This is a genomic window from Micromonospora sp. CNZ303 (assembly GCF_004345505.1).
Map to the genome: position 1 here is coordinate 13,982 of NZ_SLVT01000014.1, position 12,336 is coordinate 26,317.

Annotated in this window: 7 protein-coding genes; 3 read left to right on the forward strand and 4 right to left on the reverse strand. The window is 75.0% G+C overall.

The window, feature by feature from the left end:
* Positions 1-64: 64 nt before the first annotated feature.
* The 3 genes from EV374_RS21540 (at position 65) to EV374_RS32710 (ending at position 4,925) form a co-directional block, all read left to right on the forward strand.
* Positions 65-1,459 (forward strand): polysaccharide lyase family 1 protein, encoded by a 1,395-nt coding sequence (locus EV374_RS21540; RefSeq protein ID WP_207914440.1) that lies wholly within the window; start codon positions 65-67, stop codon positions 1,457-1,459.
* Positions 1,460-1,571: 112 nt separating this feature from the next.
* Positions 1,572-3,194, forward strand: a complete 1,623-nt coding sequence (locus EV374_RS21545) for a pectate lyase family protein (RefSeq protein WP_132238159.1) — start codon at positions 1,572-1,574, stop codon at positions 3,192-3,194.
* A gap of 291 nt (positions 3,195-3,485) precedes the next feature.
* Positions 3,486-4,925, forward strand: a complete 1,440-nt coding sequence (locus tag EV374_RS32710) for a coiled-coil domain-containing protein (RefSeq protein WP_165947861.1) — start codon at positions 3,486-3,488, stop codon at positions 4,923-4,925.
* A 219-nt stretch (positions 4,926-5,144) separates the two neighbouring features.
* Here EV374_RS32710 and EV374_RS21555 read toward each other — a convergent pair whose 3' ends face one another.
* From EV374_RS21555 to EV374_RS21570, 4 genes are read right to left on the reverse strand one after another with little or no spacing between them, the layout of a single operon-like run.
* Positions 5,145-6,194, reverse strand: a complete 1,050-nt coding sequence (locus EV374_RS21555; protein ID WP_132238161.1) for a hypothetical protein — start codon at positions 6,192-6,194, stop codon at positions 5,145-5,147.
* Positions 6,191-7,252 carry a TNT domain-containing protein gene (locus EV374_RS21560; protein WP_132238163.1) on the reverse strand — a complete coding sequence of 354 codons (1,062 nt, stop codon included), beginning with the start codon at positions 7,250-7,252 and terminating at the stop codon, positions 6,191-6,193. Before EV374_RS21560 ends, EV374_RS21555 begins: the two co-directional genes overlap by 4 nt.
* Positions 7,252-10,164: an ATP-binding protein gene (locus EV374_RS21565; protein ID WP_132238165.1), complete on the reverse strand. Its 2,913-nt coding sequence runs from the start codon at positions 10,162-10,164 to the stop codon at positions 7,252-7,254. Before EV374_RS21565 ends, EV374_RS21560 begins: the two co-directional genes overlap by 1 nt.
* On the reverse strand, positions 10,161-12,164 hold the full coding sequence (locus EV374_RS21570; RefSeq protein ID WP_132238167.1) for a hypothetical protein: 2,004 nt from the start codon (positions 12,162-12,164) through the stop codon (positions 10,161-10,163). Before EV374_RS21570 ends, EV374_RS21565 begins: the two co-directional genes overlap by 4 nt.
* Positions 12,165-12,336: the final 172 nt, after the last annotated feature.

Consider the following 12,336-nt stretch of genomic DNA (forward strand, 5'->3'; position numbering starts at 1 on the left):
CGTCTAAAACGCGAAACCTACCGTTGCCTGATACCCGACCGGCAACGAACAGGTGGTCCGATAGATGTGGAAGAAGGCAGTGGGCGCGGCGATGGTCGCCGTGACGCTCGCGGCGACACCCGGGAGCGTGACAGCGGCCCCGGCCCCGGGCGGCGGGGCCGCCCCGGCGCGCAACGGCGCGGTCGACACGGCCGACGGCGGGCTCTCCTGGTTCGCCCGGCACCTCGGCCGGCAGGCGCTGCCGGCCGGGGACGGCTGGGCGGCTGAGGGGACCGGCACGACCGGCGGCGCGGCGGCGGCCCCGGAGCAGGTGCACGTGGTCTCCAGCCGGGCCGAGCTGGTCGCGGCCCTCGGCGGCGACAACGCCACCAACCGGGGCAACGCCACCCCGAAGATCATCTACGTCAGGGGCGAGGTCGACGGGTTCGAGGGGCCCGACGGGGCCCTGCTCGACTGCGCCGGCCTCGCCGATCCGGAGTACTCGCTGGCGGCGTACCTCGCGGCGTACGACCCGGCGGTCTGGGGCCGGGTGGCGCCGAGCGGGCCGCTGGAGGCGGCGCGGGTGCGCTCGGTGACGAACCAGACCCGGCAGACCCAGATCAACGTCGGCCCGAACACCACGATCGTCGGCCTGCGCGGCGCCCGGCTGACCGGCCTGACGCTGATGCTCGACGGCGCGCACAACACGATCGTGCGGAACCTGACGTTCGACGACGCCCGGGACTGCTTCCCCGCCTGGTCCCCCACCGACGGCGACGCCGGCAACTGGAACTCCCAGTACGACCAGATCTCGGTGCGCCGCAGCGAGCACGTCTGGATCGACCACAACACCTTCACCGACGGCGACAACCCGGACAGTGCCCAGCCGGTGTACCTCGGCCGGCCGTACCAGGTGCACGACGGGTCGCTGGACGTCACGCACACCGCGAGCCTGGTGACCGTGTCGTACAACCGCTTCGTGGGGCGGGACAAGGTCATGCTGATCGGCTCGTCCAACACCGTCGGCCCGGACGTCGGGCGGCTGAAGGTGAGCCTGCACCACAACCTCTTCGACGGGGTGCTCCAGCGGCTGCCCCGGGTGCGCTTCGGTCAGGTCGACGTGTGGAACAACCACTACCGGCTGGCCGGCGACGGCTTCGCCTACGCGATCGGCGTCGGGGTGCAGTCCGCCGTGGTCGCCGAGAACAACTTCTTCAGCCTCGGCGCCGACGTCACGCCCGACACCCTGCTGTACGACTGGGGCGGCACCGCCGTCACCACCCGGGGCAACTGGGTCCGCTCCGCCGGTGACCGGCCAAGGCCCGTGGACCTGGTGGCCGCGTACAACGAGGCGCACGAACCGGACCTGGCCCCGGACGCCGGCTGGACGCCGACCCTGCGCCGCGGTCCGGTGCTGCCGGCGCCCGCGGTGCCGGCGGTCGTCGGGGCGCTGGCCGGCGCGGACCGGCTGCTCATCTAGGACGCCGTCCGCCGCGTCGTCCCGCGCGGCGGACGGACGGCCGGTGGGCCGCCGCGCCCGGCGCTCAGCGCGGCGGCCCACCGGTGCCCACCCCACCACCAGGAGGTGCACCATGAACCGGACACCCCGCTCCCGGACGCGCACGCCGAGACTGCTCGGCGCGGCGCTCACCGCCGGCGCCCTGGCCGTCGGCACGGTGCTCGCGACTACCTCGTCGGCGCACGCCGACACCCTGTTCAGCGACACGTTCTCCGACGGCGCGGCCGACGGGTGGTCCCGCTCCGGTGGCAGCTGGTCGGTGGTGACCGACGGCTCGTACGCCTACCGGCAGTCCGGCACCAGCAGCGACGCCCGGGCCCTGGCCGGCGCGGGCACCTGGACCGACTACGGGGTGCAGGCCCGGGTCCGGCCGACCGGCTTCGGCGGGGCGAGCCGGCACGCCGGGGTGATCGCCCGAGCGCAGAGCAGCAGCAGCTACTACGCGCTGGTGGTGACCGCGAGCGGCGGCGTGCAGCTGCTCCGCCGCTCCGGCGGCGACCCGGTGTCGCTGGGATCCGCCCCCGCCGGGATCACCGTCGGCAGCTGGGCGACCCTGCGGCTGGAGGCGGTCGGCAGCTCGCTGCGCGGCTACGTCGACGGCACGCTGCGGGTGCAGGCCACCGACGGGGCGTTCGCCGCTGGCCGGATCGGCCTGGCCACCTCGTACGCGAGCGCCACCTTCGACGACGTCCAGGTGGACACGGCCACCGGTGCGCCGCCCACCGGCACGCCGACCGGCGGGCCCACCCTGCCGCCGACCGGGCCGCCGATCGACCCGGGCGCCCCGCCGGTCGGTTTCGCCTCGGTGCACGCGCTCGGCCAGAACGGCACCACCGGCGGGGCCGGCGGCCCGACCGTCACGGTGGACACCCCCGCCGAGCTCCTCGCCGCGATCGGCACGGCCGGCCCGCTGACCGTGCGGGTGGACGGGATGATCGCGCTGCCCGGCCCGATGCACGACGTCACCTCGGACAAGACCATCGTCGGCGTCGGCGCCGGCTCCGGCATCACCGGCGGCGGGCTGAACATCGGCCTGCCGGTGAGCGACGCGACCAGCCCGCCGGCGAACGCCGTGCACAACGTGATCGTGCGGAACCTGAACTTCCGCAACACCGTCGACGACGCGATCAACGTGCAGATGTTCTCGCACCACGTGTGGATCGACCACAACGACCTGGCGTACGGCTACGACGGGCTGATCGACGTCAAGCGCGGATCCAGCTACGTCACCGTGTCCTGGAACCACACCCACCACCACACGAAGAACATGCTGCTCGGCCACGACGACCGCAACGCCGCCCAGGACGTCGGCAACCTGAAGGTCACGTACCACCACAACTGGTTCGACCGCACGCCGCAGCGCAACCCCCGGGTCCGCTACGGCGACCCCGTGCACGTGTTCAACAACTACTTCGTCTACAACACCGACGTCGGGGTGGCCTGCCAGCTCGACTCCGGCTGCGTCGTCGAGGGCAACTACTTCGAGGACGTCGAGGTGCCCTGGTCGATCAGCTACTCCGGGGACCGGGGCCGCATGATCGCCCGCGACAACGTGCTCGCCGGCACCAGTGAGCCCGGCGACGCGGGCGGCACCGTCCAGGAGCCGCGCACGTTCTACCCGTACACCCTGACCGATCCGGTCACCGTGAAGTCCGTCGTCACGGCCGGCGCCGGCACCGGCAGGCTCCCCTACTGACCGCCCCGCCGCGGACCGCCGGGCGTGGTCGGATCAACCCCTGAGCCGGACCCGGGGGTGGCGGGTCGGGCCGACCGTCGCCCTGCCTCCACTCGTCGTCGGACATCACCTGGCGACAGCCCCCACCAGGGCGGCGGCGGCCCCGCGGACCAGCCGGTCCCGCGGGGCCGTCGCATGTGGTCACCCTTTTCGCGGGAGCGTACGGCCGCGACGGTAGCGTGGCGCCTCAGCACGGCCCGTGGGGCGGCTCTCCCGCCGGCGCGGCGCTCGCGATCGTACGGAGGAGGATGCATGTCCCACGGCGACGACCCGTTCGCGGCACGCGAGGACGCGGCCTCGCGGCCGAGCTTCGACCTCGCGCTACGCGGCTACGACAAGCGGCAGGTGGACCGCTACGTCGAGCAGGTCGACGGCGAACGGTCGGCGCGGGCCGCGGAGCGGGACCGGGTCTCGGCCCAGCTGCGGGAGCTGACCGTCGAGGTGCACCGGCTGCGCGCGGAGGCGACCGAGCTGCGGGACCGGCCGGCGCAGCCGGACCGGGCGTCCTTCCGCGACCTCGGTCCGATGGTCGACCAGATCCTGGCCCTGGCCGAGAAGCAGGCCGGGGCCATCACCGACGCCGCCGGGCAGCGGGCCGCCGAACGCGAGGCCGAGGCGGAGCGGGTGCTCGCCGAGGCCCGCGAGCAGGCCGCCACGACGCTGCGGGAGCTGACGGAGGAGGCGGCCGCGCGGCGCGAGGAGCACGACCGGGAACACGAGGAACGCCGCGCCAACGCCCAGGCCGAGCTGGCCAGGATCCGGGAGGCGGCGGAACGGCTGCGGGCGGCGGGCGAGGCGGCCCACGACCACGCGGTGCAGGAGGCGAAGCGGATCGACGAGCAGACCGCCCAGCAGGTCGAGCAGGCCCGCGTCGAGTCCGAGGCGTTCCTGGCCTCGGCCCGCGCCCAGATCCAGCAGGAGGTACAGGCGGCGCGCGCGAAGACCCAGCAGGAGCTGGGCCAGTGGCAGGCCGGCGTGGAGCGGGAGATCAACGACCGGCGGGCCGCCGCCGAGCAGGAGATCGCCGAGCAGCTCGCGTCCGCCGAGCGGGAGCTCGGTGCCCAGCGTACGGCGGCCGAGCAGGAGATCGCGACGTTGATCGCGGAGGCCCAGCAGTACGCGGCCAAGGTGCGCCAGCACGTGGACGAGCAGGCCGCGACCCACCAGCAGCAGCTCGCCGCGACGCAGCAGGGCATCCGGGACCGGCGGGAGGCGCTGGCGCGGATGCAGTCCGAGCTGGACGCCGCCCAGCAGCAGCTGGCACAGGCGCGGCAGGAGAGCGCGGGCGTCGAGCACGAGTTCGCCGAGGTGCAGCAGCGCCTCGCCGAGACCCGGCAGGAGCTGACCGACGAGCTGCGCCGCCTCGACGAGGCGCGCCGGGCCGCGGACTCCGCCGAGCAGCACGCCAAGGAGGTCCGCGCCCGGGTGAAGCGGGAGGCGAAGCGGGTGGCCGACCTGGCCGCGGCGGCGGTCATGGCAGCCGCCACGGGCGGCGCGGAGACCGCCGAGTACCCGCAGGTCGCGGCCCGGCCGAGGCCGGACCGGCCGGCGCCGGTGGCGGTGCGACCCGCCGACGACGCGACCCCGGAGGGCGGCGACGACGCGGCGGCGACCGCCCCCGGCGACGGCGGGCGGGCCCCGGCCGAGGCACCGGCGCCGCAGCCGGCGAACCAGGTGGTCACGGCCGGCTGACCCCGGTGACGGCCGGGCGGGCAACGGCCGACGCCCGGACGGCCCGACCTCGGCGGCCGCCGCCCGCCGGGCGGCTCCGTGACGTACGCACGGACGTCGCGGACCAGGACATCGAAGGTCCCGCCGAGCCCGTCGCGGTCCAGGCCGGGCAGCTCGGCCTGGACCCGCGCTGGTTGTCGGGCCCGAGTCACCGGGCCGTCAGGTGCCCGTCGCCGGGCCTCACGGAGCGGACGACCCCGGACGAGGCGGGAACGGGCCGGGGCCGGCGGGCGGGACCGGCGGATCGAAGGCCACCGGAGGATCGGCTGCCGGCGGCCGCGCGGCGGGGACGGGCGGTCCGGCGTACGGCGGCACCGGGTGGTGAGGCGGCGCGGTGTGCCACGTCGTTCCGCCGTCACCCGAGGGCCAGGCCGCGGCGGGTCGCCGCAATGCGTCGACGGTTCGTACCGCGTCCGCGATGGCCGCCAGCTTCCCGTACCGCCAGGCGGGGTGGAACAGTGCGTGCGTCCAGTGCACCGTCAGCGCCGCCAGCACGAAGGGACGAGCGGTGTCGGCCAACGTCACTCCCATCAGGCTGACGTCCCGCACCCCGACGAACACGCTCAGGCCGCAGGCGGCGATGGCGACGGCGGAGGTCCACCTCCGGCGGCGCAGCAGTGCGAAGACGCTCGCGATCAGGGCCAGGGCGATCAGGTCGGGGTCGCCGCCGAGCAGCAGACAGGTGTAGCCGACCAGGCGCACGTCGAGTGCCCGCCGTGACGAGCGGGCGGCGAGCCGTCCGGTCACCGCCTCGCCCCGCGTGGCCCGCTCGGCCAGGTCCCGCCTGCCGCGGCGACTGACGAGCACCGCGTACGTCTCGACCAGCGCCAGCACGACGACCGCGACGATCCCGGACGGCTGCCCCCACTCCCCGTCCATGGTGCGGCTGCTGACGAGGAGCAGCGCCAGGGGCACGAGCGGGAGCGCCCAGACGGCCCCCGGCACCCCGCCGACGCCGACGACGAGCGCCATGGTGCCGGCGAGCACGGCGAGCGGGAAGGCCAGGACCACCACGGGGCCGCTGAGAGTGAAGCCCAGCACCACGGCGGCCACGACGGCGGCGGCGATCCAGTAACGGCCCCAACGCAGGTCACCGGCTGTGGCGGCGCCGGGGGCCGGGACAGCGTCCGGCGCGGATAGCCTGCGCCAGAATGGCACGGCCGCCGGCCGGGGCGGCGGTACGGCGGTGGAAGCGTGGTCCGGGCCGGGTACGGTCGGTGGCTGGGTCATGACGTCCTCCCGGGCTCCGTCGGTCCGTCCTGCTGGGCGGCACGCACGTCGTCGATCAGTCCGGTCATCGGCTCGGGGCCGACCCGTTCGATCACACCCTCGTCGAGCAACTCCCGGACGGAGAGAGGGAGCAGATACTGGGTGCCGCCGCCGTCGCGGCCGAACGCGCCCGCCGCCGGGCCCGTCTCCACCTGGAGTGGTTTCACGACGCGGTACTGCCGGTCGAGTGGGGTCATGTCGGCGCCGAACGGGGACAGCTCCGCCGGGAGCGGCGGCAACGAGCGCGCCTGCTCCGAGGTCCCCTCCGGACTGGCGTAGCGCCCCCCGGAGATGGTGCCGTCGTTGTTCTCATGACCCTCGCCGCCCTGCCGGATCATCACCTCGCCGGGCTGGAGCGTCCGGCTTTCCTTGACGGCCTTCTCGTCGCGGACGACGAACCCGTCCTGCTTCGGGTAGTCCTGCACACGGTGACCCGCACCGGCGGCCGGTTCCCCGGGGCCGCCCGGCTCCTGGGTCTTGTCCTTTTCCTCCGGGCCGCCCGGTTCCGGGGGCTTGGCCTTGATGAACTTCTCGAGGAAGGCCTCCCGGTCGTACCCACGCACCCGCAACGGCGCGATCTGCTCGCGGTACTCCTGCCGCGTCCGCCAGGCCGGGCCGTCGCGGCCGGCGACATCGGGTCCGTCCGGCGGCGGTCCGTCCGGCGGCGGCGCGTCGGCCGCCGCACCCGCACGGGCCTCGGCGGGCCGCGCGTCGGGCGCCGCGGACGACGTCGCGGTCCGAGCGGCACGCCGATCGTCCGTCGCCTCACCGGCGCCACCGGCGGGGGATTCGACGCTTGCGTCGCGCCGGGCCGGGGCGCGGTCGGCAACCCGCTCGGCGGCCGGTTCCCGTGGCACCGAGCCGAACACCTCCCGGTCGAACCACCGCTCCAGGTTCAGTCCGTGCCGCGTCGTCAGGACCTCCGCGACGAAGGCTCGTGCGGTGTCGCCCCGTCCGGGGCTGTCGCCTCCGGTGTCACCGTGCTCCGGTGTCGTGTCGTTCTCCCGGTCGATCGGCATCATGCCTCCTGTGGTGTGGGGTCGGGAGTCGGGTCGTCGGCTGCCGCGGCGGGATCGACGTACGCCCGCAGCCAGCCGGCGGTCGGCCACGCGTGCAGCGCGCTCTCGGCCCGCGCGGCCCAGTCCGGGTCGCCGAACCGTGCACCGACGGCGTCCTCGAGGGCGGAGGGGGCGCACACGCCGAGCAGCAACCGCCGTGGCGTCGTCTCGGGGTACGTCGCGGCCAGGCGGGCGCGGGTCAGGCGGAGCTGCTCACCGACGGTGCGCCCGGGCACCGGCGCGCCCAGCCACCGCTCCCACCGCGCGCTCGCCGGGTGCCGGCCGGCGTCGGGCCCCGTGACAGCGAGCAGGTGCAGGTCACGCAGTACCCGGACCCACCGGTACGCCGGTGCCAGCCAGGCGGGCTCATCCGGGGGGCACGGCGGCGCGCCGTCGAGCCCGGCGAGCAGCGCGGCGAGCACGTGCGCGGCGAGTCGGGCCGGCCCGATCGCGCGCGCGAACATCACCGACCTGTTGGCCACCGCGGCGTCCACCGCCTCCGCCAGGCACAGCCGCAGGTGGCCCCGGTCGTGCGCTTGCAGCGCACGGAGGAGGTCCGCGCCGGGCGGCAGCTGTGGGTGACCGACGAGGTGCCCGACCACCGTCAGTTCGGCCCACAGGGTCAACCGTGGATCGGCGGTCGCCAGTCGGCGCGCCCGGACCAGCTCCTCCAGGGACGCGGGCGGTCCGGCGGCCGGGTCGACGGCCGTGGCCAGCAGCGCCGCTGACGCGGGCGGCTCGGGCGTACGCCGTTCCCGCCCGGTGCCGTCGGGCATCCGGGCCAGCACCGGTGCGTCCATGCCGTCCGTGAACACGGCCGCGGTGCCGGGCCGCAGGGCGACCAGGTACTCGGACTGCCGCGGCGACAGGTTCATCGTGGCGCCGACGGCGTCCCGGTCGTCGCGTGCCGGCAACCGGTGCACGATCTTCACGGCCGTGTTCTTGATGACGTCGGCGATGAGCTTGTCCGGGATCTGCTCGGCGATGACCAGCCCTTCCCCGTACGCGCGGATCTCGGCGAGCATCCCGGCGAACATCTCGACCGCCTGGTCGACCGCGCCGCCGGCGCCGGTGCGCCGCAGCAGTCGGTGCGCCTCCTCGATCACCGTCAGGTGCCGCAGACGATCGGCGTCGACGGCGTGCACCCGCAGGTGCTCCGTGAGCCGGACCAGCAGCGTGCCGATGAGGAACGCCTTGTCCCGGTCGTCGCCGACATCCTCGAGCTCGATGACGACGGGGCGGCGCAGCAGCTCCGCGACGTCGATCGGGTACCGGCCGTCGAAGAAGCGTCCGGTGGTGCCCGACCGTAGGCTGGACAGGCGTACCCGGATGAACCCTCGCACGTTGTCCCGTACCTCCCGCCCGTAGCCGATCTCGTCCACGACGTCGGCGGCGGTCCGCTCCAGATCGCCCAGGCGCGGGTACCGGGGCCGCAGCGGGACCTCGCCGGTCTCCGGGTCGACGTCGGGCCGGCCGAGCACCAGGTCCCAGCCGAGTTCCTCGTAGCACCGCGTGAGCGCGGTGGTGAGGACCTGGGGGAACGGCTCCTCGGCCTGGAACGCGGCGAGGAACGATGCGCGGACCAGGTCGAGGTGCGTCTGCAGCGGGAACCCCGCGGCCGGCTCCAGCGGGTTGAGCCCCACCGGGACGTCGGTGGGCGCGCCGGGCCTGACCACCACCACGTCGGCGAGCCCAGCCAACCGCGTGGCCATCGCCCGGTACTCCGCCTTGGCCGGTTCGATCACCAGCCACGGCAGTCCCTGTCGGGTCGCCTCCTCGAGCAGGTGCCGGACGGTCTGCGACTTACCCGCCCCGGTGGCACCACAGACGAAGGTGTGCCGGTTCAGGCTGCCGTGCGGCAGCCGGATCGCTCCGGCCGGCCGCTCGTCCCGGTCGAGCACCTCCCCGAGCGTGACGGCGGCCGGCGCCGCCTCCGTCTCGGCAACGACGTCGAAGTCCGGGCGGCGTACCCGGCGGACCCCGGGAATCTCGTCGCGGGGCGCGCGGGCGAGCGCGGCGAGCACGCCGGAACCCGCGGCGAAGCGACCGGGAAGCGCATCGGTCGTGTCCAACTCCGCCAGCCCGGCACTCCGGTCGCCGGTGACGAGGGTGTACGGCAGATCCGGGGCCTGAAGCGCCGCCGCGACGAGGGCCGCGACCCGCAGCGCGGCGTCCTCGTCGCCGCCGCCCGCCGCGAGGGTCAGCCTCCACAGGCCGCTGGTCTCCGCCCGGCGCAGTTCCCGGTGCCGCTCTCCGTGCCGCTGCGCCTGCACGGCGGCCAGCGGTGAGGTTCCCGCTCGGCTACGCGCCAGCCGGTCCGCCGCCTCGACAGCGGCGGTCAGCCCGGCCGCCTCGTCGGCGCCGATCGGCTCGGCGAGCACGAACCAGGCGAACGGCCCCGCCCAGATGGACAGCAGGCAGTCCTCCAGCGAGGGTGGCGGCTCGCCGCGCCCTTCGGCGGGGTTCGGGGACTCGACGGTGAGCGGATCCACGATGGCGCCGATCGTGGTCCACCGTGGCATCCGCGCACAGAGCCTCCGAGCGGCGCCCGGAGGCAGAGGGCGGCCGTGCGCGCCCAGGGGCAGGGCGAGCCGGTGCCCGCCGTCCCCCATGGACGGTGCCGGCTCGGCAGTCGGCACACCGCCGGCAAGTAGCCGGACCGGACCGCCCGTCCGCTCCCGACACCACGCCCACAACACCGGCAGGTTGCGCCGATGGGCGCCGCTGAGCGCGGCGAGCCGATGGGCGCGGTCCGGCTCACCGACCGGCTGCTCGCCGGAGGCGGAGCGAGGGATGCTGTCCACCGCGTAGACCGGGATGCTGGCGAGCAGGTCGGGCAACCGGACCCGCGGCGCGGCGGAGATGGCCCTCACCGGTCACCACCCGGGGAGGTCGCGATCGACGGCGAGCGGTACGGCGAAGCAGTCCCAGGTGCCAGCGTGTGGGCGTCCGCCGGCAGCAGTTCCATCCGGACGCGGGGTAGCGTCACGATGTCCGGGTTGGTCTCCACCGGAGTCAGGGACAGTCCGTGCGGCGCGTGGTTCACCAGCAGCAGCAGGTAGTCCGGCAGGCGCTGCAGCACCGTGGGCTCCAGGGCGTACTCGTACACGCGGGAGGCACTGGTCGCCAGCGTCCAGTTGGTTCCCTCGGCGAGGCTGCGGGTGGTGCCCCAACTGCGCCCGACGGTGTGCGTCTCGCTCGCGCCACGCGTCGTACCGGTGCCGGTCCCGCTGGTCCAGCCGCTGCCCTTGGTGGCACTGCTCGGCCAGCCGGCACCCCACGGCCCGCTGGCGGAGGCGTTGCCGGACGTACCGCGGTTGGTCGATCGGGTCGACGCGCTGTTGGTGCCGGTGCCTGTCGACTCGGTGGTCCCCTCGTTGTCACCCACCGTGTGTGTCTCGTTGCCCCCGAGGGTCGCGGTGAGCTGGGTGAGCGCCACCCGGTGATGGCGGCCGACGAAGTCGGCAGCCCGGGTCGCCTCCTCGTGCTGGCCCAGCCGCATGAACGCCACGACTCCTGAGCCGAGTCCCCGCAGCGCCTCGTCGCGCAGATGCCGGAAGACGAGCAGCAGCGGTACCCGGTGACGGGCACACAGGTCGGACAGGCGCTCCAGGTGGCGCTGGGACAACTCGTCGGCGCCGGCCACGATCAGCACGTCCGGTCGGTCGGGGGCGTCGACCGCGACGATGTGCGGAAGGGCCTGCACGACCATGTCGCGCAGCAGGTCGTCGCGCACGCTGTTGCCGTCCGTGCCCAGGGCGACGCAGGTCAGCTGCGGCGCGGGAGCGTCGCCGCGCGGCACGGTGCCGAGCCCGGTCAGCGGCTCCAGCGCCGCCACCATGCGTCGGAGCGCACGCAGGGCGTCGCGTTGCTCCCCCTCGGCGAGCAGGGCGTCCGCCAACTGGCCGATCTCCTCGGCGGTGAGCAGCGGCGAGGGCTCGAAGCGACCGGACACGACGCGCAGCGCCGCGACGATCCGGCCGATCGAGACGTCGTCCGCGAGTACCCGGCAGACGTCGTGCAGCAGGGTGGTGTCGAGGCTGCGGTCCTCACGCCCCTCCGGTCCGGCTCGGCCGTGCGTCATCTCCACGAGGGCGTCCACCAGCTCGTCGACGGGCAGGCCGGCGAGGAGCCGGCACCGGGCGAGGTCCCGGGGCAGCGACTGGTGGTCGAATCGGTGCCCGGCCAGGTGCGCCAGCCGGACGAGTTCCCGCGCGACCCCCTGACCGGAGAGGTCGGCGACCCACACCCGGCACCCCGCGGCCAGCGCACCGGCCCCGTACACGGTCAGCAGCGCCTCCCAGCCCCAGGGCGCGCCGCCGTACACGTCGAGACGACGCGGTGGCGCGGGGACGGACAACCACTCGTCGACGCCGTCCAGCCGGGCGTGCTCGGCGGCGACCCAGGCCTGCGCCTGCCGTTGCCAGTCCAGCAGTTCCTCCCGCACCTGGGCGGACACCGTCCGACGGGCCGAGTGGACCGCTGCCTGCCGGGCCATGCACAGCATCAGCCACCCGACGGTGGCGACCGCCGACAGGAGCGCGATCGCGATGCTGGCGCCCGCCCGGGTCGGATGCCCGGAGTTGACGACGGCGCCGCAGAACAGGAGCACCGCCGCACCGCCGCCGAGGAGCCCGCCAGCCTTCGCCTGGCGGCGTGTCCGCAGGAGGCTCGCCTCGTACGCGGCGTCCCGGTGCCTGGCGAGGGCGGCGGGGTCCAGCGGGCGCAGCGGGAACGGGCGCAGCCCTCGGGAACGGTCCTGGAACCGCCAGCCCAGACGCGGGCCAGGGGTGAACAGCCGGTGCCAGGGGGCCTCGGCTACGGCGGCCGGTGCCGTCGCCTCTGGCGTGGGCGGCGGTACGGGGGACGTCATGCCCGGGCCTCCCGCGGTGCCCGGCCGTCGGCCGTCGCCTCGGCGGCGGGCCACCGAAGCGGCGCGGTGGCTGCCACAGGGACCTGCACCATGTCGGTCCTCCTTTTCGTTCGCGACGGGCCGGTCGATCGCCCGGCCAACATGGGAATTGCTGCAAGGGCCGTTACGACTT